We start from the raw sequence: 22,361 nt of genomic DNA, 5'->3' as shown, positions 1-22,361 counted from the left end.
TTATAATGGGCGGTCTTACCCCATCGGAGCGATATGCCGCCCTCCCCTTCGAAGTCCTCCGACAAGTCGGACTCCTCTCCCGTTCGCACCCGCCCCAGTTGGCTTCGCTGGTTGGTTCGCATCACCCTCTGGATCACGGGACTAATGACAGCGGCAGCCGTAGGCCTGGCGCTCACCATCGCTGTGGCTCTGTCGGTGGCCTACCCCAACCTGCCGGACATCTCTGACTTGGCGGACTACCGCCCCAAATTGCCACTGCGGGTGTACTCAGCGGAAGGGGCGCTGCTGGGCGAGTTTGGCGAAGAGCGTCGCAACCTCACACCTATCGGCGAGATTCCGCAGGTCATGAAAGACGCCGTTTTGGCGATTGAAGATGCCCGGTTCTTCCAGCACGGCGGGGTGGACTACAAAGGCGTTCTGCGTGCGGGTCTCGCCAATCTGGGCCGGGTAAAAAGCCAAGGCGCTTCTACGATCACCATGCAGGTGGCACGCAATGTTTATCTGTCCTCGGAAAAAACATTTACTCGCAAAATTTACGAAATCTTACTAACCTTCAAATTGGAGCATTTACTGACCAAAGATCAGATTCTTGAGATTTACATGAATCAGATTTTCCTCGGCAATCGTGCTTACGGTTTTGCGGCTGCCTCCGAAGCTTATTTTGGTAAACCGCTCAAATCCGTTTCGATCGCAGAAGCTGCGATGCTTGCCGGTTTGCCCAAGGCTCCATCTGCCTACAACCCCATCAGCAATCCGAAACGTGCCCGCGCTCGTCAGCAGTACATCATCGAGCGGATGGAAGAAAACGGCTTCATCACTGCACAACAAGCAGAGCAAGCCAAGAAAGAAGAACTGAAAATCCGCACGGGGCCCGACAACACCCGCATCCACGCTGAATACGTGGCGGAAATGGCCCGCCAGCTGATCTTTGCCCAGTATGGCAACGAGGCCTACACACGCGGTCTCAATGTGTACACCACCCTCAATGCTGCAGAACAAGAGGCGGCCTATGTCGCCTTGCGGCGTGGGATCATGGACTACGAACGGCGCCAGCAGTACCGGGGGCCCGAAAAGTTTGTGGCGCTGCCTGCCAGCGCCCAGGAGGTGGAAGACGCCATTGATGACGCACTGGCCAACCACCCGGACAACGGCGACGTGCTCTCCGCGGTGGTGCTGGAGGCATCCGCCAAACGCATCCTGGCCGCCCGTGCCAACGGGGATTCGGTCGAGATCACAGGCGATGGACTGAAGCCTGCTCAATCAGGTCTCAGCGACAAGGCCCCTCCCAATATCAAGATACGGCGTGGGGCTGTGATCCGTGTGGTCAAGACACCCAAGGGCGCCTGGGAAATTACACAGCTGCCCGAAGTGGAAGGCGCTTTTGTGGCTCTGGACCCGCGTAACGGCTCCATTCGTGCACTGGTGGGTGGCTTCGACTTCGACAAAAACAAGTTCAACCACGCGGCGCAGGCCTGGCGCCAGCCGGGCTCCAGCTTCAAGCCCTTCATTTACTCGGCGGCGCTCGAAAAAGGCTTCACCCCCGCCACTGTGATCAACGACGCCCCGCTGTTCTTCGATGCGGGTGTCACCGGCGGCCAACCCTGGGAGCCCAAGAACTACGACGGCAAGTACGACGGCCCCATGAGCATGCGCACCGGCTTGGCGAAGTCCAAGAACATGATCTCCATCCGGATCCTGCAGGCCGTAGGCCCCAAGACGGCACAGGAATGGGTGGGACGGTTTGGATTCGACCCCGAGAAACACCCCGCCTACCTGACCATGGCGCTGGGTGCAGGCTCAGTGACGCCTCTGCAAATGGCCTCTGCGTATTCGGTGTTCGCCAACGGCGGGTACCGCATCAACCCTTGGCTGATCGCCAAGGTCACCGACCACAAGGGCCGGGTGATTTCAGAGATCACACCTCCCGCGTTGAGTGAACAGCCACGTGCCATTGATGCGCGCAACGCCTTTGTCATGAGCAGCCTGTTGCAGGAAGTGACCCGCACCGGTACTGCAGCACGCGCTCAGGCGACCCTGAAGCGACCCGATCTTTATGGCAAAACCGGCACCACCAATGATTCGGTGGACGCGTGGTTTGCCGGGTTCCAGCCGACCATCGCAGCCGTGACCTGGATTGGCTATGACACGCCGCGCAATCTGGGCAGCAGGGAAACCGGGGGCGGGCTGAGCCTGCCGGTGTGGATCAGCTTCATGGAGCGCGCGCTCAAGGGTGTGCCGGTGATGGAGCCCACGGTGCCGCCCGGTGTCGTGAATGTGGGCGGCGAGTGGTTCTACGAGGAATACGCGCGCAACGCGGGTGTTTCGAGCGTGGGTGTGGAAGACCGATCCGTATCTCCGGCGGTAGCCCCCCAGGCGCCTCCTCCTTCTGAAGAGCGCAGTCGCATCCTGGACTTGTTCCGTAACTGATCGCCCTGACGCCCCTAGGCCACCCCTCAGGCTGGCGGGGCGGAAACCGTCACGCAGAAAACTGCAGCAACATCCCGGACTGTTGTGATGCGTCACGCGTGAGGCACGCAAAAAACTCCCCTGCGCCTTTGGTGTCCTGCCAGTGGCTGCCATCAAAACGGTAGTGGTAGCCACCCGATCGGGCCGCCATCCACACCTCGTGCAGCGGCTTTTGCAGATTGATCACGATCTGGCTGCGATTGGGAAAGGTCAAGGTCACCATGCCCCCCGAGCGCTGGCTGTCCACATCGGCATCCGAGGTGTCGTTGATGCGATCACAACTGCGCTCGACGGCAAGCAGCAGTTGTTCGGCATGGTCCATGAATTCGAGGTCGGTCATTACAATTTGCGCATGTTGAAAGCTCCCCAAATTCTAGTCAGGACGCTTGTCCTTGCTGCCAGTGCGGCAGCCCTCTTCGGTTGTGGCCAGCGGGGGCCGTTGTATCTGCCGACCGACCCTGCTGCGAGCCAGCGTGCCACGCTGCCGCAAACACTCACGCCGGGCAACGACACCAACACTGCGCCGTCGCCTGCGGCCAGCGCCTCGCAGCCACGCTGAAACATTCGGCCGCCTGCACAGGATGGCCAGGCAATGCGGTTTCGCTTGATTTCCATCAAGCACAAAGCTTAGGGGTACTCGTACAGTCTGCGCTTTATTGCACCGCAGGATGGCCATGGCCCTGGAACTCTACCGCGACAAAAATCATGCTTGCCTGATGTTCACCGATCTCATTGAGGAAGATGGACAGGCCGTGCAGGCCAATCAGTTCCTGATCGTGGACGACGACACCGGCGCCATCATCGACCCGGGCGGCAACCTCGCGTTCAACGAGCTGTTCATGGGAATGACCAAGCATTTCCCGCCCCACAAGCTGTCGTACCTGATCGCCTCGCACGCAGACCCGGACATCATTGCCTCGCTGGACCGCTGGATGACCAGCACCAAGGCCAACCTGGTGATCTCGCGTGTGTGGGAGCGCTTTGCGCCGCACTTCACCAAGGTGGGCAAGACCGAAAACCGCGTGATCGGTGTGCCAGACGGTGGCGGCCACCTGCCACTGGGACGCCATGAACTGGTGCTGCTGCCTGCGCACTTCATGCACTCCGAGGGCAACTTCCACTTCTACGACCCGGTCAGTCGCATCCTGTTCACAGGCGACCTGGGCGTATCGATGATGTCGGGGGCCGAGGCCCGTGTGCCGGTGACTGACCTCAAGGCGCACATTCCGCGCATGGAGGGGTTCCACCGCCGCTACATGGTGTCCAACAAGATCCTGCGCTTGTGGGCACGCATGGCCCGGCAGCTCGACATTGCCATGATCGTGCCGCAGCATGGTGCCCCGATCATGGGCAAGGAAGCCATTAGCGACTTCTTTGAATGGATCGAGAACCTGATGTGCGGCATCGACCTGTTCGATGATCGCGCCTACCAGATTCCCACCGCGTACATCGACCCTGTGACCCGGCAGATGCGCCCTGCGCTGCGGGCAGTCAATGGGTAAATGTTGATCAAATCGACTGCAAGCGCTACAACTACAAGCCCAAGAAGCTATAAATTTAATAGCATTTAACGTCCCGGAGATCCAGCGGCTGTCCGTCTTGCCGCTGAACCGGCCGGTGCAGCCGACCGCTTTTGCAGTCGGTGCCAAAGTCGCCAGCCCAGCAGCGCGCCGAGGATGGCGGCATAGATGGTCACTTCACCAAAATTGTTCTTGCCCGCACGCATCCAGAAGAAATGCAGCACCGCCAGCCCGGCCACGGCATAGACAGTGCGGTGCAGCGCCTGCCAGCGCTTGCCGCCCAAGGCCTTGATCGCGCGATTGAACGACGTCGCAGCCAACAGGGCCAGCAACACCAGGGCCAATGTGCCCACCAGGATGAAGGGCCGCTTGGCGATGTCGTGCAGGATGTCCGGGATGTCAAAACCCATGTCGAACCAGCTGTAGCTCAGCAGGTGCAGCACGCCGTAAAAGAACACGAACAACCCCAGCATGCGCCGAAACCGCGCCAGTTGCGGGGTGGCGGTGATAACGCGCAGTGGAGTGATCGCCAGCACCAGGCAAAGCGCCCGCAGCGTCCAGTCACCAGTGGCGCGGATCAACGCCTCTGCAGGGTTGGCGCCCAGCTGGTTCGCCACCGTGGCATAGACCAGCCATGCCAACGGCAACAGGCACAACACAAACACCACCGGTTTGGCGGCGGGGTGGAGCAATAGTTTTAGCATTGCGATTCAAGAACCCCCGTGGCCTCGCACACCGCCCAGGACGGTAGCGAGGCCCAGGCGGTCAGTAGAACTTCTTGAGGTCCATGCCCGCGTAGAGCTGGCCGACCTGGGCTTCGTAGCCGTTGAACATCAACGTCTTGCGTTTCTTGGCAAACAAGCCGTCTTCACCAATGCGCCGCTCGGTCGCCTGGCTCCAGCGGGGGTGGTCCACATTGGGGTTCACGTTGGAATAGAACCCGTACTCCTGCTGGGCCGCCTTGTTCCACGCGGTGCCTGGTTCCTTTTCGACAAAGCGGATCTTCACGATGCTCTTGGCGCTCTTGAAGCCGTACTTCCATGGAACCACCAGACGCACCGGGGCGCCGTTCTGGTTGGGCAGCACTTCGCCGTACATGCCGAAGGCCAGCAAGGTCAGCGGGTGCATGGCCTCGTCCATGCGCAAGCCTTCCACATAAGGCCAGTCCAGCACGCGCGAGCCCACGAAGGGCATGGTGGCCTTGTCGGCCAGGGTCACGAACTCGACGTACTTGGCGCTGCCCTGAGGCTCCACCCGCTTGATCAGCTCGGCCAGCGAGTACCCCACCCACGGGATGACCATGGACCAGCCTTCGACGCAGCGCAGTCTGTAAATACGTTCTTCCTGCGCGCTGAGTTTGATCAGGTCTTCAATGCCGTACTTGCCGGGCTTCTTGACCAGGCCCTCAACTTCCACCGTCCACGGGCTGGTCTTAAGGGTGTGCGCATTGCGGGCGGGGTCGGCCTTGTCGGTGCCAAATTCGTAGAAGTTGTTGTAAGTGCTCGCGTCCTTGTAGTCGGTGAGCTTCTCCATGGAGACCGCCCCCGCTACTGCCGACTTGGCCCCCGCCAAAGGCGCCAATTTGCCGGGCCGCGTGACTGCTACCTGCTGCGCCAGGGCCTCCCGGCCCGCCCATGCGGCCATGGCGGCACCGGCAGCGCCGCCCGCCATCAGCTTGAGCATCTGGCGGCGGTCTTCATAGACCGAGCGGGGGGTGATTTCGGAGGAGTACGGGTGGTTGAAACCCGAATCGCGTGAGGGGATCAGCATGGTGGCTCCGGTCATGGTGGGTGAAACAGCTGCAGCGGTAGAGCAGAACAACTGTTAGTTCGTTCCCTGGACCGCTCAGGTTACACCGAAGACGCAATAGTTGCTGTGCACCTGCGAATGCCCGACATGCCCGCCGCGCCCGTTGACGATCTGGCAGGGATCGTCAACAGCGCTCGCCCTCTCAGAGCGTGCCGTAGCTGTGCAGGCCGCTCAGGAACATGTTGACGCCCAGGAACGCGAAGGTCGTCACTGCCAGCCCCACCAGCGCCCACCAGGCGGACACCGTGCCGCGCAAGCCCTTCATGAGCCGCATGTGCAGCCACGCCGCGTAGTTGAGCCAGACGATCAGCGCCCAGGTCTCCTTGGGGTCCCAGCTCCAGTAGCCGCCCCAGGCCTCGGCGGCCCACAGGGCGCCCAGCACCGTGGCGATGGTGAAGAAGGCAAAGCCCACGGCGATGGACTTGTACATCACATCGTCCAGGATCGCGAACGAGGGCAGGCGCGCCGCGATGCGCTTGCGGCCCAGCAGGATGCCCGCCACGATGAAGGCCGAAACGCCGAAGTAGACCATCCAGTAGCTGCCGCCGTTTTCCGTCGCGCCCTGGCGGAACACGATGGGCTCGAAACACAGCACCACGCCCAGCAGCCACAGTGGCGCCAGCTTGTACCAACGGGTTTCGGTGGCCTGCTGCTTGATGAGGTAGGCAAACGCCACCATGGCCGACAGCGCGAACGTGCCATAGCCGATGAAATTGGCAGGCACGTGCAGCTTCATCCACCAGCTCTTGAGCGCGGGGACCAGCGGCTGGATCTCATGCGCCTCGCGCACCACGGTGTACCAGAGCAAGAAGCCCACGGCAGCACTGACCACCAACATCACAAAACCACCCAGCGCGCGCGTGTCGTACTGCTGCTCGTAGTACAGATAGAACGCGGCCGTCATCCAGCAAAACAGAACGAACACTTCGTACAGGTTGCTGACCGGGATGTGGCCGATGTCCGGGCCAATCAGGTAGCTTTCGTACCAGCGCACCAGCGTGCCGATGAGCGCCATCGCCACCGCCACCCAGGCAATGCGCGAGCCCAGCATGCTCATCGTCTTGCCTTCACCGCGCGCAAACATGCCCACCCAGTAAAACGCCGTGCTGATGAAAAACAGCATGCTCATCCACAGGATGGCCGACTGGCTGGACAGAAAATACTTGAGGCCGAACACCGTGTCCGCCCGCGCCAGGCTGCCCGCCCCGTCTTGCTGGTACAGGCCAATGGCCATGAGTGCCACGGCCGCCACCACGAGCATCAGCACGCGCAGCGGGCGCCAGAACCAGCCCAGCCAGATGGTGCACGGGATGGCTCCCAGCAAAATGCCCTTTTCATAGACATCCATGAAGGCGCCGTAGCGCTGCAGCGCATACAGCCCGCCCACGGCCACGATGGCGGCAAACAGCCAGTCCAGCCAGTTGCGGCGCGAGAAGAACCCCTCGTTCAGGGTGATCGTGGTAGCGGTCGAGGTAGAAGTCGCGGTGTTCATGCGGTGCCTTCGCGGGGCGACGCCCCGATCAGTTTTTGTGCGAGCTGGACAAACTCCTGGTCGCCGTCCATGGTCTTGCGGTTGGTGGACAGGGCCATGGTGGCGTGGGTGCGGCCATCCTGCGGGGCCACCCAGACCCACACGCGCCGCTCGCGCACGTAGAGCATGGCAAAAACGCCCAGGATCAGCAAGGCACAGCCCAGATAGACAACATTCTTGCCAGGGGCTCGCGCCACCTGGAACACGCTGGCCTGGACCTGGGTGAAGTCCTTGAGTTCAAACGCCAGGGGCGCAGGGTAAATCTGCGCATCGCTGAGCGAGAGCACGGCCTGGGTCATGAAACCCCGGGTCTGATCGTCCTGCGGCAGCGGCGGCAGGCCCTCACGCTGGCGGGTCAACTGGGCCAACTCGAACAGCGTGCCATTCAGGATGCGCACCAGCACCTCGCCCGCGCGCGCGCGCTCCGCCTCGGGCACATTGGCCTCCATGAAGTCCGAGATGGCCTGCAGCCCGCCGGTGGGCTTGCCATCGACCACACCACGCCCTGCGAACAACGCCAGTGCGCGCACGGCAGACTGCTGCAGTTGCTCAGCCAGGTCGGGGCGCGAGGCATCCATGGCCTGCGACACATAGCGGCGCACCGCCTGCTCCCGGGCCTGAGGGTCGGCCAGGGCGGCCTTCATGCGCATGAATCCGTCCATGCTGCCCTTGTCATCCGCCGGTACCCGCAGGTAGCGGAAGGGCTCTGCCGGGGACTCGCGCACCCCCAGCAGGAACACCGGCACGCCGTCGCCGGTGTCCACTGGCAGCATGTAGTTGTGGAACTCGCGTGCTTGGCCGGCCGCATCACGCAGCTTGTAGCTCACGCTGGGGCCGACGTTACGCAGTTCTTTTTTGGTGACGGTCTTGTTGGCGGCGCCCAGGCGCGATTCCACCGATTCGCGCAGGTCCACCTTACGCACGTCGGCACCGCTGCCGCCCGGGCCAGCACCACCAAAATTCTCCACATTGATGGTGCGCAGCGCCGTGAACTCCAGCGTCAGCGTATCGCTGCCGGGGCCGCCACCCTTGTTGGTGAGCTGCGTGGAGTTGCCCACTACACCCTCGACATCAAAAGGCCTGGCCCCCGCCACCATGGGTACTGCGCGCAGCTTGAGGTGCGATCCGCCGTCGTCAAAGCTCGACTGGTAGATCTCGATGCCCTTGTAGCTGGCCGGGTGGTTTACCTCCACACGGGCGGGCGTTTTCTCACCCGTGGCCTTGTCGTGGATGATGATTTCGCTGGCGAACAGCTTGGGCATACCCGTGGAGTAGTGCTCCACGATGAACTTCTTGAGCTCGATCGCAAACGGCAGGTCCTGCAGCAGCACGCCGTCGGACTGGCTCAGGATGGCCGTGCTCGACTGCGTGCCCTCGGCCACCAGCAGGTTGCCCCGGAAGGTGGGATTGCGCTCGGACAGGCGGTGCTCAGGCTTCACATCGGCGATCAGCCCGCCCCCGGTGTAGACCGACTTGCCGCCCAGCAGCATCTGCGCCCGCACGATGAGGTCGCCATCCAGAAGGCCCCCCACACACACCAGCACGATGGCGCTGTGCGCTGCGATGTAGCCGATCTTGTTGGCCGCCCCCGCCTTGGCCGCCACCATCCAGCCGGTGCCTGGGCCGGCGGCGGTGTCGCGCTGCTGCAGGCGCACCTTCCACCCGCCCCCCGCCAGCAGCGTGCCAATGCGGCGTGCCTCGGCCTCGGCAGAGTCGCTGAGCGCAGCCTCAGCCTTGTGGTGAAACGCCTTCAGGCTTTGCTCGCGGATGTTCTCTTTGTAGACCTTGAGGTCGGTGAGGATCTTGGGCGTGTTGCGGGCAATGCACAGCGAAGTGCTGATGACCAGAAACGCCAGGATCAGCAGGAACCACCAGGCGCTGTACACCGCGTTGAGCTGGATGGCGCCAAACAACTCGGCCCAGAACGGTCCGAACTGGTTGACGTAGTTGGCCGAAGGTTCGTGCTGCTTGAGCACCGTGCCGATGACCGAGGCGATGCAGATCACCGTCAGCAGCGAAATGGCGAACCGCATCGAAGACAGCAGCTCGACCCCGGCGCGCAGGGCCTGGGAGCCGGACTTCATGCGAAGGCCCTGGGTGTTGTCGGACATGGGTGGGTGCGGTGTCTGCGAAGCGCGAAAGAAAAAGGGCGGGACCATCGCTGCGATGGACCCGCCCTTTTTGGGGTTGTTATTGGCGGTAGGTTCCGTGCCGCCCGGTCAATCAGGCCGGGCCATGACAAATATCAAGCAATCAATCAACGCAGGCCGGCGATGTAGTCCGCCACGGCCTTGATTTCCTTGTCATTGAGCTTGGCGGCGACCTGGGTCATCTGGATGCTGTTGGCGCGCGAGCCGTCGCGGAACATGTTCAGCTGTGACACTGTGTAGTCGGCGTGCTGGCCCGAGAGGCGGGGGTACTGCGCAGGGATACCAGCGCCATTGGGGCTGTGGCAGCCAGCGCACGCGGCGATCTGGCGGTCGGCAATGCCGCCGCGGTAGATACGTTCACCCATGGCCACCAGGTCCTTGTCCTTGGCAAAGCCGGCCTTGGCGGGCTTGGACGTGAGCCAGTAGGCGATGTTGCGCATGTCGTCGTCCGACAGGGCCGTGGCGAAGCCCTTCATGATGGCGTTGTTGCGCTTGCCGGACTTGAATTCCTGCAGCTGCTTGACCAGGTATTCGGGGTGTTGCTGCGACAGCTTGGGGTTGGCCGCGATGGCCGAGTTGCCGTCTGCGCCGTGGCAGGCCGCACACACCGCAGTGAAGCTGGCCTCGCCCTTGACGAGATCCGGCTTGGCCGCTTTGGGTGCATCACCCGCTGCAAAGGCCGAAAAAACAGGTGCTGCCAGTGCGGCAGCCGTCAGCAATGAGGCGAGCAACTTCATATCGAGGGTGTGTGTTTATGTGCGCAAAACCTCGCGATTCTACAATGATGGTTCTTTCTCTCCCAACTCCCCATGACGACACCCCCCTCTGCGCCAGTTGCTGGCTCTCTCCCGCCCGCACCTGACGCCAAAATCGCCATGGGCTGGATGCACACCGCCAGGTTCCTCACCACGGCGGCGCAGCTGCACCACCTGCCGCCCATCGACGTGCCCGAAATCGCTTTCGTGGGCCGTTCCAACGCGGGCAAATCCACCTGCATCAACACCCTCACCCAGCAAAAGCAGCTGGCGTTTGCCTCCAAGAAGCCGGGGCGCACCCAGCACATCAATTTGTTCTCGCTGGGCAAACAGGGGGTGATGGACGCGGTGCTGGCCGACTTGCCCGGCTACGGCTACGCCGCCGTGTCGCGCTCGGACAAGGTGCGCTGGCAACAGGTAATGGTGAACTACCTGGTCAGCCGCCCCGGCCTCACGGGCATCGTGCTGCTGTGCGACCCCCGCCTGGGCCTGACCGAGCTGGACGAGGCGTTGCTCGAAGTGGTGCGCCCCCGCGTGGAAGAAGGACTCAAGTTCCTCATCGTGCTGACCAAGGCCGACAAGCTCACGCGCGCCGAACAGGCTAAGGTGCTGTCGATTACGCGACTGCACGCCGGGGGTGGCGAGGTGAAGATGTTCTCGGCCCTCAAAAAGCAAGGGGTGGATGAAGTGGCCCAGTTGCTGTGGCAGTGGGCGCATCCGGTGAAGCCCCTCGCCGAAGAGCCCCCTGCGGCTGCGGACAGCAGCAGCCCCGCCGAGCCTTCGCCCACCAGCGAATCCGAGACCAACTAGCCGCAAGCGCAATTGCATCATGCGCTGGCAGCTACAGAATGCATAGCACCATGATCCAAGATTGCCCTGTTGACCTCCCCCACGGAATCACCCTGCACTGCCGCGTGAGCGGCATCCCCGGGCGCCCGGTGCTGCTGTTCCTGCACGGGTTCCCCGAGGGAGCCTTCATCTGGGACGAACTCCTGCTGCACTTTGCCCGCCCCGAAAACGGCGGCTACCGCTGCGTGGCGCCCTACCTGCGCGGGTTTGGCCCGTCCAGCAGCCCGCAGGCGGTGGACGCGTACCGCGCCAAGCACTTGGTGCAGGACTTGGTGGCACTGATCGCCCACGAATGCCCCGGCAGCGCGCTGGAGTGCCTGATTGCGCATGACTGGGGCGGCGCCGTGGCGTGGAACCTGGCCAACCAGCAGCCCCAGCTGATGAAGCGCCTGGCCATCATCAACTCACCCCACCCCGGCGCGTTTGTGCGCGAGCTATCGCACAACGCAGCCCAGCAGGCGGGCAGCCAGTACATGCATTTCCTGTGCAGGCCTGATGCCGAGGCCCTGCTGGCCGAAGACGACTTCCGCCGCCTGTTCGCCTTTTTCAACGCTCCGGACGGCAGCGCCCCCGCATGGCTGACCGACGAGGTGCGCGCCCAGTACCGGGCCTTGTGGCAGCAAGGCCTGCAGGGTGCCTGCAACTATTACCGCGCCAGCCCCATCCGCCCGCCGCGCGAGGGCGACCCCGGCGCCCAGGCCATCACCCTGCCCGAGTCGATGTTGACGGTGGACGTGCCCACGCTGGTGCTCTGGGGCATGGACGACCCGGCCCTGCTGCCTGGCCTGCTCGACGGCCTGCCCGGCTGGATTCCCCGGCTGCAGGTGCAGCCGGTGGAGCATGCATCGCACTGGGTTGTGCACGAGCACACCGAGCGCGTGGCCTTGGAGCTGCAGCGTTTTTTGCTATCCAAACAATAGCTATCAGCGCATGATGCACTAGCGCATCAGGCTGTTTTTGCTGATATTTCAGCGGGAATACACCGAGGGCTCGCCATCCGGGCGGGTCTTGAAGCGCTTGTGCACCCAGTAGTACTGCTCGGGCATGGTGTCGATCACGGCCTGCAGTTCGCGGTTCATGCGGGCCGTGTCGGCCTCGGCATCGTCGGTGGGGTAGTTGGCCCAGGCGGGCGAGACCTCGGCCACGTACCCGGTGGGCGTCATGCGCGAATACACGCCCACCACCTTGGCGCGGCCCAGCCGTGCAAACCGCGACAGCGACGGAATGGTGGCCGCCGTCACACCATAGAACGGCACAAACACCGAGTCATTGCGGCCGTAGTCCATGTCGGGTAGCAGGTACAGCAGTCCGCCCTTGCGCAGGCTGGCGATGATGGGCTTGACGCCGTCCGAACGGTTAAGCATGCGCACATCGCCAAAACGCTGGCGCCCCGCCATGAACCAGGCATCCACCGCCGGATCGGGATGGGTGGCAAAGATGGAGGTGAACGCACGGCTGCTGCGCAGCGGCAAGGCCAGCCCCCCCGCATCCATGCCGTAGAAATGCGGCGCAAACAGAATCGTGGGCGTGTCGCCCTCCAGCTCGTGCACCGCGCCCGTCAGGCGCACACGCTGCTCCACCAACGAACGCGGCGCGGCCCACAGCCAGCTGCGGTCCAGCCAGGTCTGGCAAAACGCGACAAAACTGGCCCGCGCCACAGCGCGGCGGCGCGCTTCGGTCCAGTCAGGGAAGCACAGGGCCAGATTGCGCAGTGCCACCTTGCGGCGGGGCGCCACCAGCACAAACGCCACTTGGCCCAGCAGCCAGCCCATGCCGCGCAACACCGGCAGCGGCAGCAGCGCCAGCACCCGCATGAACCCCACGCCCAAACGCCCTGTGAGGCCCTTCATGCGGCGCCCCCTGCGGCATGCTCCGCCGCAGCAGCCTCGCCACGCGGCTGCTTGTAGCGGCCATAGCCCCACAGGTATTGCTCGGGGCATTGGCGGATGAGATGTTCCATGGCCTGATTGATCTGCAGCACGGCCTGGTCCATGTCGGCGGACAGCGGCGCGGAAAGTGGCTCGAAATGCGTGACGTAGCCACGCCCCCAGGACAGACGCTCGCAACGCGCCAGCACCACGGTCGCGCCGGTCTGTTGGGCCAGGCGCACGGCCAGGGTCATGGTGTAAGCGTCGCGCCCAAAAAAAGGTGCCCACTGGCCCTGCCCCTCGGGCGGCACCTGGTCAGGCAGCAGGCCCACGGCCTCGCCCCGGCGCAGGGCCTTGATCATCTGGCGCACACCCGCCAGCGTGGTGGGCACGGCCAGCATGCCGGGGCGGTTGCGTGCGGTCTCCATCACCTTGGCCAGCCAGGCCTGGCGTGCCGGGCGGTACAACACGGTGATGGGGCCACGCTGTGCGCTCCAGCGGCGCGCTGCGGCCTGGGCCGAAAGCTCAAAACAGCCCTGGTGCGGTGTCAGAAACACGATGCCGCGGCCGGCTGCGTACGCCTGCTCCACACAGGCTTCGCCAGTGAGTGCGCAGGGCATCGTCGCGCCCATCCACAGGCGTGGCAGTTCGGCCACCATGCGGCCCGCATGGGCCACGGCAGCGCGCACATCGCCAAACGCATAGCCCGCCAGTGCCGAGTTAGCGAGAAACCGGCGCCGGTAGGTGGGAGACGCCACAAACGCCACCCAGCCCATGGCGGCGCCCATGACGTGCAGCAACCACAGCGGAAATACGGAAAAGAATCGGAAGACGACTGGCATTAAAATAACGGGGTCGCTGAGTTAAATGAGCAACTTGCAGGGCGACGTTAAAAAAATCTGCTAAAGCGTTCGCCAGATCTCCTTCGGGGTGAGGGCAACGCCCCAAATGCCGGAACACAGGAGTTTATTCAAATGGCGAACGACTTTCTCTTTACCTCGGAATCCGTCTCCGAAGGCCACCCCGACAAGGTGGCCGATCAGATCTCGGACGCGATTCTCGACGCGATCTTCAAACAAGACCCCCGCAGCCGCGTCGCCGCTGAAACGCTGACCAACACCGGCCTCGTGGTGCTGGCGGGCGAAATCACCACCAACGCGCATGTGGACTACATCCAGGTGGCGCGCGACACCATCAAGCGCATCGGCTACGACAACACCGACTACGGCATCGACTACAAGGGCTGCGCCGTGCTGGTCGCCTACGACAAGCAGAGCAACGACATCGCCCAGGGCGTGGACCACGCCAGCGACGACCACCTGAACACCGGCGCTGGCGACCAGGGCCTGATGTTCGGCTACGCCTGCGATGAAACGCCCGAGCTGATGCCCGCGCCCATCTACTACGCGCACCGCCTCGTCGAGCGCCAGGCCCAGTTGCGCAAGGACGGTCGCCTGCCCTTCCTGCGCCCTGATGCCAAGTCGCAAGTGACGATGCGCTATGTGGACGGCAAGCCCCACAGCATCGACACCGTGGTGCTCTCCACCCAGCACCACCCTGACCAGAGCGAGACGCAAACCAAGATGAAGGCCTCGTTCACCGAAGCCATCATCGAAGAGATCATCAAGCCCGTGCTGCCCAAGGAATGGATCCAGGACACGCGCTACCTGATCAACCCCACCGGCCGCTTCGTCATCGGCGGCCCACAAGGCGACTGCGGCCTGACTGGTCGCAAGATCATTGTGGACACCTACGGCGGCGCCTGCCCCCACGGTGGCGGCGCGTTCAGCGGCAAGGACCCAACGAAGGTGGACCGCTCGGCCGCCTACGCTGCCCGCTACGTGGCCAAGAACATCGTGGCCGCCGGCCTCGCCCGTCAGTGCCAGATCCAGGTGGCCTACGCGATTGGCGTGGCCGAGCCGATGAACATCACGGTCTACACCGAAGGCACGGGCGTCATCCCCGACGACCAGATCGCCAAGCTGGTGCGCGCACACTTCGACCTGCGCCCCAAGGGCATCATTCAGATGCTGGACCTGCTGCGCCCGATCTACGAAAAGACCGCCGCCTACGGCCACTTCGGCCGCGAGGAACCCGAGTTCAGCTGGGAGAAGACGGACAAGGCTGCTGCGCTGCGCGCAGCAGCGGGCCTGTAAAGGTCCCGAGCGAAGCGAGCTTGTCCGGCTTTCGGCGCAGGCTCATATCGCGCAGCGATGTGAAAGGCCGCAAGGCCCGTGCCGCAGCCAACGCACGGGCAAGGCTGTAAAGCCCGCAGCGCGAGTCGCGCGGTATCGGTCTTCGTGCCCTGTTCATATCGCGCCAGCGATGTGAGCGCAGACCCAAACACCGTCAGAGCCGCCCCGCCTCCCAAGCCGCAACGCCCCGCGTTGCGGCTTTTCTTTTGGCGCTTCACCGCAGCCGCCAGCGGCACTCTCCTACACCCGCCGCCCGCCTGCGCTGACGGCGCACCCTAGCGCCAACCAGTATCGTTCCTGCACACCTTCCGCAGCCCCGCGCTGCCTCAACATCCACTGCAAGGAGCGACCACCATGCTGAAGTACGCCATCATTTTTGCCCTGATTTCCCTCGTGGCCGGGGCCCTGGGTTTCAGCGGGGTTGCCGCAGGCGCGGCAGGCATTGCCAAGGTCCTGTTTGTGCTGTTCCTGGTGATTGCCGTGGTGTTTGTGGTGCTGGCCGCCATCGGTGTGGGCGCCGCGCGCAAGGTGCTCAACTAAGGCCACGCGCCGTCCTCCACACCACTGCACAGCCCACCATGACTGATACCACCAACATCTTCGAAGCACTGCGCGAAAGCCACGAGCGCCAGCGCGCGCTGTACGGCGCACTGACCAACACCAGCGGCGACACGCCCGAGCGGCGTGACCTGTTCGATCGGCTCAAGAAGGAGCTCGCCGCCCACGCCCAGGCGGAGGACCGCCACTTCTACATCCCGCTGATGGCGCACGACGCAGGCATTGATCTGTCGCGCCACGCCATTTCCGAGCACCACCAGATCGATGAGCTGGTGGAGTCGCTCGAAGACACCGAGCCCTCCAGCCCTGCATGGCTACCCCTGGCCAAGAAGCTGGCCGAGAAGGTAGAGCACCACCTGAAAGAAGAAGAACACCGCTTCTTCCAGATGGCGGGCAAACTGCTGACGGAAAAGCAGAAAACCGCGCTGGCGGCTGACTACCGGGCGGATTACGAAGAAGCCCTGGCCGCGACGGCCTGACGCCTAACTAACGTCCAGCGCCCGCAAATCAGGCAGCGTCTTCGGCCTGCACCACGCAGTTGCGACCGCTGGACTTGGCTTTGTAAAGCGCCGTATCCGCACGCTTGATCAGGGCGTGGCTGTCTTCCTTGTGGTCCCAGGTGGCCACACCAAAGCTGGCGCTCACATGGCCCACGGCGTCAAACGGCACACCCGCGATACGGGCCCGCACCGCCTCGGCCATGGCCATGGCGGCATCCACCGGGGTTTCCTTGAGCAGGATGATGAACTCCTCGCCCCCGAAGCGCGCGGCGCAGTCGGACGAGCGCAGCAGTTCGCGCACGCGCAGCGCCGTGTTCTTCAGCACTACATCGCCCGAGTCATGCCCGAAGGTGTCGTTGATGCGCTTGAAAAAGTCGATGTCGAACATGACGACCGACAGCTGGCTCTTCTTGACCCGCGTCTCGGCCATGTCGGCCTCCAGCCGTTCGAAGAACCGGCGGCGGTTGACCAGGTCGGTCAGGAAGTCCTTGGTGGCCAGGTCTTCCAGCTTGCTGTTCAGCCGCGCCATGGGCTCGATCACCAGCGACGACAGCGAGAGGTTCAGGCCGACAAACAACAGCACAAAGCTGCCCACCAGCGCTGCCATCACGGTGTTGAAGGTCTGGCGCGCTTTCTCCAGCGGGAAGTACATCGGCACCTTCACCACCTGGATGCCCACGGTTTCGTTCATGCCCCAGCCAAAACCGTTCTTGTCGCCATAGACCTTGAGCATGGTGGGGGGCGCCACGGCGGGCGTGCTGTGGCAGGCCATGCACTGGGGCTGCTTGATGGTGATGGGGCGGGCCACGTACATCGCACGGTGCATGCCCTCGCCCACCTCGCCCGTCACTTCTTTCTTGAGGTCAGCGCGGCCTTCGCGGAAGTCGCTGATGATGCGCTCTTCCCATTCGTTGGCGCGGTCTCGCAGGTTGGTGGGGTTGAGCACCGCTTCCTTGTACTCATAGCCCGGAAACCGGTTCTGCAGCCGGCGCAGCGTCTCGGTGGCGGCATAAGCAGGCACGGTCTGCGGCAGGAATTTCTCGGCCAGCGTCACGTCCAGGTGCGGCTTGACCAGCTCGGTGGTGTAGTCGCGGATGGCCATGGCAGCGTGCATCATGATCTGCGAGTTGTGCTGTACCTCCTCGATGGCCGATTGCTGCAGGAAGCGGTGCACATACGCGCCCGCGCCCAGCACCGCCAGCAGCAGCACGCCCGCCAGCACCAGGTTGAATTTGAGCCGCAAAGACATGGTTCTCCCTCAGGTCCGGCGCAGGGCTGGTATTTCAATGAGGCAGTCCTGGCGCCGGAGCACCCGACCGCGCGCGACCACCGTTCGTGGAACACAAAGTTTGCGTTTGTGCCAGATTTGGGCGCGGCGGTCCAATGTTTTGTGCGCGAGGAGGCCGCGCTACAACCCCCGTGCACTGAGCGACAGCTGCCGCCGATAGGCCGAGCGCACCCGGTACAGCTGCGCGGGCCGGTGGGCGCCGCCCGTCTGCAGCGCGCCGGGCACGGGCTCCAGCATGGCCAGCTCGTCCACCTTGCGGCGAAAACTCACCTTGTTCACCGGCTCGCCCAGCACCGCTTCGTACACCGCCTGCAGCTGCGGCAGCGTGAAGGGCTCGGCGCACAGGTGCACGGGCAGCGACGAATACTGGCTTTTACTGCGCACGCGCAACACAGCGGTATCGATGATCTGGCGGTGGTCGAAAGGCAATGGCGGCAGCGCATCCACCGCCACCAGATCCACCCGCCCCGCAGCCTGCGCCAGCACGGTGGCTGGCACCAGGGCGCAATAGGTCACCGCCACCGACCAGCCGCGCGGGTCGCGCACCGCACCGGTGAAGGTGGCCAATTGCTCCAGGTACGGGCTTTCGAGCCCGGCCTTGTCACGCAGCACCCGCGCGGCGCTGGCCTGGGCGTCCACATCGTCCTGCGCATGGATGTAGCCGCCGGGCAGCGCCAGCGCCTGGGCAAAGGGCTCGCGCTCGCGCCGCACCAGGGCCACCTTCAGCGTGGATTGCTCCAGGGTCAGCAGCACCACGTCTACGGTGCAGATCACGGCGGGAATGCTCTCGGTGGTCACGGGGCTTTAGTTCATTGCAACTTTGAACGAACAAGGCTACCACCAAGCCAGTCCACAGGAAAGCAGCTCGATTCAGCCATTACCGTTCTCATCTGAAACATTGGCTTGCAAATTACTTAGTTGCAAAACTAATCTAACAAACCTAAACTGCAGTCACAGCGAAGGAGAAAGACCATGGCCACGTGTACCACCCAGCTTCTGGTGATCGACCCCCAAAACGATTTCTGCGACCTGCCCGCCAGCGACCGCCCCGCAGGCAGCGCGCCCAGCCTGCCCGTGGCGGGGGCCCACGCCGACATGCAGCGCCTGGCGGACTTCATCCGGGCACGGGGCGGCCAGATCGACGCCATCACCGTCACGCTCGATTCGCACCAGCGTTTTGACATCGCCCACCCGGGCTTCTGGCAGACCGGCGCGGGGACCGATGTGGCGCCCTTCACCCCCATCACCGCCGCCCAGGTGCGTGCAGGCGACTTCGCGCCGCGCGATGTGGCCGCCCTGCCCCGCACGCTGGCCTACCTGGACGCACTCGAAGCCCAGGGCCGCTACACGCTCATGGTCTGGCCCGTGCACTGCGAGGTGGGCAGCTGGGGCCACGGCATCCACGCCGATGTGCTGGCCGCCTGTGGCGACTGGCAGCTGCAGCGCCAGCGCGCGGTGCGCAATGTGTTCAAGGGCACCAACCCCTGGACGGAGCACTACAGCGCCATCGAGGCCGAGGTGCCCGATGCGGACGACACCAGCACAGCGCTCAACACCGTCCTGCTGCAGTCGCTGGGCCAGGCCGATGTGCTGTTGATTGCGGGCGAGGCCAGCAGCCACTGCGTGCGCTCGACCACCGAGCACATCGTGCAGCACCTGCCCCGCCTGGTGCCCGGCTGGCAGGCCAGCCGCATCGTGCTGCTGACGGACGGCATGAGCCCCGTGGCGGGATTTGAAGCGCAGCAACAGGCGTTTCTGGACGGGATGCGCAAGGCCGGGGCGCAGCTGGCATCCATGAGCGAAATCAGCCTGTAGCGCTTTTACTTCTTACCCCGGCAGCTATTCATTCAGGAGCAAATCATGGCCCCCGTCATCACCAGCCTGCTCGACACCGACCTCTACAAGTTCACCATGTGGCAGGCGCTGCTGCACCGGCATCCACAGACGCAGAGCGAATACCGCTTCGTCTGCCGCAACCAGCCGATTTACCCGCTGGCCGAGCTGTTGCCCGAGGTGAACGCCGCGCTGGACCACCTGTGCACCCTGCGCTTCAGCGAAGACGAGCTGGCCTACCTGGGCGGCCTGCGGTTCATCAAGAGTGATTTCATCGACTTTCTGCGCATCTTCCAGTTCCAGCGCAGCTTCATCCGCGCCTGGGCGCAGGGCGATCAGCTGCACATCGTGGCCCACGGCCCGCAGGTGCATGTGATGGGCTTTGAGATCTTTGTGCTGGCCATCGTGAACGAGCTGTACTTCCGCCGCTTCGATGCCCCTGCCGCCCTGGCCAGCGGCCGCGAGCGGCTGGCGACCAAGGTGCAGCAGCTGCAGGACCTGGCGCAGCAGGCCACGCTGCGCCACCCCTTCGAGCTGTTCGACTTTGGCCTGCGACGCCGCAACAGCGGCGCCTGGCAGCGCGAGGTGGTGCAGACCTTTGCCACGCAGGCACCGCAGTGGTTCAAGGGCACCAGCAACGTGCTGCTGGCGCGCGACCTGAACCTGGTGCCCATCGGCACCATGGCGCACGAGTACCTGCAAAGCTACCAGGCACTGGGCGTGCGCCTGCGCGACTTTCAAAAGGCGGCGCTCGAAGACTGGGTGCAGGAGTACCGGGGTGACCTGGGCATTGCGCTGACCGACACCGTGGGCATGGACGCCTTCCTGGCCGACTTTGACTTGTACTTCGCCAAGCTGTTCGACGGCCTGCGGCACGACTCGGGCGACCCGGTGGCCTGGGGCGAGAAGGCGCTGGCGCACTACGCCAAACTGCGCATCGACGCGCACACCAAGCGGCTGGTGTTCTCCGACGGCCTCACACTGACCAAGGCGCTGGCGCTGTACCGCCACTTTGGCGACCGCACGCAGCTGGGCTTTGGCATTGGCACCCACCTCACCAACGACATGGGGGATGCACCGGAGATGAAGCCGCTCAACATCGTGATGAAGCTGGTGCGCGCCAACGGGCAGCCGGTGGCCAAGCTGTCGGACACACCGGGCAAGACGCTGTGTGACGATGAAACCTACCTCGCTTACTTGCGCCAAGTCTTCAACGTGAAGGACTGACACCATGCTCCGCATCACCATCGCCCAGCTCAACCTCACCGTCGGCGACATCGAAGGTAACGTGGCCCGCATGGTGGCTGCCGCCCAGCAGGCCTCCCGCGAGCAGTCCGACCTCATCGTGTTCAGCGAACTCGCGCTGTGCGGCTACTACCCCGGTGACATGCTGGACGAGCCGCCCTTCCTGCAACGAGTGCAAGACGGCCTGGCGGCGTTGCAGAAGGCATCGGCCGAGCTGCCCGCGCTGCACTGGGTGGTGGGCGCGCCCACGCCCGCCACAGGCCCGGGCAAGCGCCTGCACAACAGCCTGCTGGTGCTGCAGGGCGGCACCGTGCGCCTGCAATACGCCAAGCAGCTGCTGCCCACCTACAACATCTTTGACGAACGCCGCCACTTCGAGCCCGGCCCGGACGTGGCCAAGGTGCTGCGCATTGGCGGCACACAGGTGGGCCTGCTGGTGTGCGAGGACGGCTGGAACGACCACGGCGCCGACTACGCCACCAACCCCTTCGAGCGCCTGCGCGACGCTGCGCCCGATCTGGTCATTAGCATCAACGCCAGCCCCAGCCACGTGGGCAAGCGCGAGCAGCGCCACCAGATCTTTGGTGGCTCATCACGCCGCCACGGCCTGCCCATCCTGTACGTGAACCAGGTCGGCGGACACGACCAGGTGGTGTACGACGGCGCGTCGTTCGCGGCCGAGCCCGAGGCAGGCATCGTGTTCGAGGCGCCGCGTTTTGTGGAGGACCTGCGCACGCTGCGGTTTGACAACTGCCACTTCCTCACCGCCGACGGCCAGGCGCCAGCGCGCGTGCCCGCCGAGGGCCTCCCCACCATGGAGTTCTACCGCCAGCAGATCCTGCTGGGCCTCAAGGACTACGCACGGCGCTGCGGCTTCAAGCAGGTGGTGGTGGGCAGCTCGGGCGGCATCGACAGCGCACTCACGCTGGCACTGGCGGCGCAAGCACTCGGACCCGAGAACGTGGTGGGCGTGACCATGCCCTCGCGCTACTCCAGCAGCGGCTCGGTCGATGACTCGGTGGCGCTGTGCCAGAACCTGGGCGTGCAGTTGCACACCCACCCGATTGCCGAGCTGGTAGCAGGCTACGCAAAGCAGTTCGAGGGCAGCTTCGGCCAGCCGCTCTCTGGCCTGCCGCTCGAAAACCTACAGGCCCGCATCCGTGGCACGGTGCTGATGGAATACTCCAACGCCTTCGGCCACCTGCTGCTGACCACGGGCAACAAGAGCGAAATCTCGGTGGGCTACTGCACGCTGTATGGCGACACCAACGGCGGCCTGGGGTTGATTGGCGACCTCTACAAGACCGAGGTGTTTGCCCTCTCGCGCCATGTCAACGAACAAGCGGGGCGCGAGCTGATCCCGCAAGTCATCATCGACAAGGAGCCGTCGGCCGAACTGGCCCCAGGCCAGCGCGACGTGGACAGCCTGCCGCCCTACCCCGTGCTGGACGAAGTGCTCAAGCTGCTCATCGAAGGCGAGCGCCTGTCGGCCCCCGAATTGGCCGCCGCACAGGCGTTCGTGGCGCAGCTGCAGACCGACGGCGCAGGCCGCGCCCTGGTGCAGCGGGTGCGCATGATGGTGGCGCGCAACGAGTACAAACGCCGCCAGGCCCCGCCCATCCTGCGTGTGCGGCCACGCGCATTTGGCAGCGGTCGGCAGATGCCCATCGCCGCAAGGTATGTGTGACAACCCCCTGAGCCGCTTCGCGGCTTCCCCCTTCTCTCACGCTGCGCCTGGGAAGGGGGACGACGCCAGCGCGGCGGGGCGGCCCTTGCGCGGCGCCCCCTGGCGAG

At 64.2% G+C, this 22,361-nt stretch carries 21 protein-coding genes; 11 read left to right on the top strand and 10 right to left on the bottom strand.

Features of this window, described 5'->3' with window-relative positions:
• The first annotated feature begins 33 nt into the window (after positions 1–33).
• Positions 34–2,427, top strand: a complete 2,394-nt coding sequence (locus C380_RS04235) for a penicillin-binding protein 1A (RefSeq protein WP_015012657.1) — start codon at positions 34–36, stop codon at positions 2,425–2,427.
• 49 nt (positions 2,428–2,476) lie between these two features.
• Here the strand turns inward: C380_RS04235 and cyaY are convergent, their stop codons facing one another.
• A complete protein-coding gene (gene cyaY / locus C380_RS04230; RefSeq protein WP_015012656.1) occupies positions 2,477–2,806 on the bottom strand; it encodes an iron donor protein CyaY in 330 nt (109 codons plus the stop codon).
• A 12-nt stretch (positions 2,807–2,818) separates the two neighbouring features.
• On the opposite strand from cyaY, the gene C380_RS24235 reads away from it, so the two are divergent.
• Together C380_RS24235 and C380_RS04225 are read left to right on the top strand one after the other, a co-directional pair.
• Positions 2,819–3,025 carry a lipoprotein gene (locus C380_RS24235; protein ID WP_015012655.1) on the top strand — a complete coding sequence of 69 codons (207 nt, stop codon included), beginning with the start codon at positions 2,819–2,821 and terminating at the stop codon, positions 3,023–3,025.
• A gap of 115 nt (positions 3,026–3,140) precedes the next feature.
• Positions 3,141–3,968, top strand: a complete 828-nt coding sequence (locus tag C380_RS04225; RefSeq protein WP_015012654.1) for an MBL fold metallo-hydrolase — start codon at positions 3,141–3,143, stop codon at positions 3,966–3,968.
• Positions 3,969–4,033: 65 nt separating this feature from the next.
• Here C380_RS04225 and C380_RS04220 read toward each other — a convergent pair whose 3' ends face one another.
• The 5 genes from C380_RS04220 to C380_RS04200 form a co-directional block, all read right to left on the bottom strand.
• Positions 4,034–4,690, bottom strand: a complete 657-nt coding sequence (locus tag C380_RS04220) for a sulfite oxidase heme-binding subunit YedZ (protein ID WP_015012653.1) — start codon at positions 4,688–4,690, stop codon at positions 4,034–4,036.
• Positions 4,691–4,751: 61 nt separating this feature from the next.
• Positions 4,752–5,756, bottom strand: a complete 1,005-nt coding sequence (gene msrP, locus C380_RS04215) for a protein-methionine-sulfoxide reductase catalytic subunit MsrP (protein WP_015012652.1) — start codon at positions 5,754–5,756, stop codon at positions 4,752–4,754.
• Between the two features lie 181 nt (positions 5,757–5,937).
• The gene (gene ccsB, locus C380_RS04210; protein ID WP_015012651.1) at positions 5,938–7,287 is read right to left on the bottom strand and encodes a c-type cytochrome biogenesis protein CcsB; all 1,350 of its coding nucleotides are present in this window, start codon (positions 7,285–7,287) and stop codon (positions 5,938–5,940) included.
• Positions 7,284–9,437 (bottom strand): cytochrome c biogenesis protein ResB, encoded by a 2,154-nt coding sequence (locus tag C380_RS04205; protein ID WP_015012650.1) that lies wholly within the window; start codon positions 9,435–9,437, stop codon positions 7,284–7,286. The genes ccsB and C380_RS04205 overlap by 4 nt, the downstream gene beginning before the upstream one ends.
• Positions 9,438–9,583: 146 nt before the next feature.
• The gene (locus C380_RS04200; protein WP_015012649.1) at positions 9,584–10,213 is read right to left on the bottom strand and encodes a cytochrome c; all 630 of its coding nucleotides are present in this window, start codon (positions 10,211–10,213) and stop codon (positions 9,584–9,586) included.
• 72 nt (positions 10,214–10,285) lie between these two features.
• On the opposite strand from C380_RS04200, the gene yihA reads away from it, so the two are divergent.
• Positions 10,286–11,041, top strand: a complete 756-nt coding sequence (gene yihA / locus C380_RS04195) for a ribosome biogenesis GTP-binding protein YihA/YsxC (protein WP_043565129.1) — start codon at positions 10,286–10,288, stop codon at positions 11,039–11,041.
• 50 nt (positions 11,042–11,091) lie between these two features.
• Entirely contained in the window at positions 11,092–12,000 is a 909-nt protein-coding gene (locus C380_RS04190; protein ID WP_015012647.1) for an alpha/beta fold hydrolase, read from the top strand.
• 48 nt (positions 12,001–12,048) lie between these two features.
• Here C380_RS04190 and C380_RS04185 read toward each other — a convergent pair whose 3' ends face one another.
• Complete coding sequence (locus C380_RS04185) at positions 12,049–12,930, bottom strand: lysophospholipid acyltransferase family protein (protein WP_015012646.1); 882 nt, start codon at positions 12,928–12,930, stop codon at positions 12,049–12,051.
• Complete coding sequence (locus C380_RS04180; RefSeq protein WP_015012645.1) at positions 12,927–13,790, bottom strand: lysophospholipid acyltransferase family protein; 864 nt, start codon at positions 13,788–13,790, stop codon at positions 12,927–12,929. The genes C380_RS04185 and C380_RS04180 overlap by 4 nt, the downstream gene beginning before the upstream one ends.
• A gap of 132 nt (positions 13,791–13,922) precedes the next feature.
• Between C380_RS04180 and metK the strand changes: the two genes are divergently transcribed.
• The 3 genes from metK (at position 13,923) to C380_RS04165 (ending at position 16,180) form a co-directional block, all read left to right on the top strand.
• Positions 13,923–15,104: a methionine adenosyltransferase gene (gene metK / locus C380_RS04175; RefSeq protein ID WP_015012644.1), complete on the top strand. Its 1,182-nt coding sequence runs from the start codon at positions 13,923–13,925 to the stop codon at positions 15,102–15,104.
• A 393-nt stretch (positions 15,105–15,497) separates the two neighbouring features.
• The gene (locus C380_RS04170) at positions 15,498–15,683 is read left to right on the top strand and encodes a DUF1328 domain-containing protein (RefSeq protein ID WP_015012643.1); all 186 of its coding nucleotides are present in this window, start codon (positions 15,498–15,500) and stop codon (positions 15,681–15,683) included.
• Positions 15,684–15,721: 38 nt separating this feature from the next.
• Complete coding sequence (locus C380_RS04165; RefSeq protein ID WP_015012642.1) at positions 15,722–16,180, top strand: hemerythrin domain-containing protein; 459 nt, start codon at positions 15,722–15,724, stop codon at positions 16,178–16,180.
• A 28-nt stretch (positions 16,181–16,208) separates the two neighbouring features.
• On the opposite strand, the gene C380_RS04160 is transcribed toward C380_RS04165, so the two are convergent.
• A complete protein-coding gene (locus tag C380_RS04160) occupies positions 16,209–17,450 on the bottom strand; it encodes a diguanylate cyclase (RefSeq protein ID WP_015012641.1) in 1,242 nt (413 codons plus the stop codon).
• Positions 17,451–17,609: 159 nt separating this feature from the next.
• Positions 17,610–18,287, bottom strand: a complete 678-nt coding sequence (locus C380_RS04155; protein WP_015012640.1) for an NUDIX hydrolase — start codon at positions 18,285–18,287, stop codon at positions 17,610–17,612.
• Positions 18,288–18,461: 174 nt separating this feature from the next.
• Here C380_RS04155 and C380_RS04150 point away from each other — a divergent pair, with 174 nt between their 5' ends.
• The 3 genes from C380_RS04150 to C380_RS04140 are packed head-to-tail and all read left to right on the top strand — an operon-like array spanning position 18,462 to position 22,254.
• A complete protein-coding gene (locus C380_RS04150) occupies positions 18,462–19,304 on the top strand; it encodes an isochorismatase family protein (RefSeq protein WP_015012639.1) in 843 nt (280 codons plus the stop codon).
• 45 nt (positions 19,305–19,349) lie between these two features.
• A complete protein-coding gene (gene pncB / locus C380_RS04145; RefSeq protein WP_015012638.1) occupies positions 19,350–20,549 on the top strand; it encodes a nicotinate phosphoribosyltransferase in 1,200 nt (399 codons plus the stop codon).
• A 4-nt stretch (positions 20,550–20,553) separates the two neighbouring features.
• The gene (locus C380_RS04140) at positions 20,554–22,254 is read left to right on the top strand and encodes an NAD+ synthase (RefSeq protein ID WP_015012637.1); all 1,701 of its coding nucleotides are present in this window, start codon (positions 20,554–20,556) and stop codon (positions 22,252–22,254) included.
• Positions 22,255–22,361: the final 107 nt, after the last annotated feature.

The organism is Acidovorax sp. KKS102, from assembly GCF_000302535.1.
Lineage (GTDB): Bacteria > Pseudomonadota > Gammaproteobacteria > Burkholderiales > Burkholderiaceae_C > Acidovorax.
Note: the sequence above shows the minus strand (reverse complement) of the source record. Positions and strands in the feature narration are given on the sequence as shown.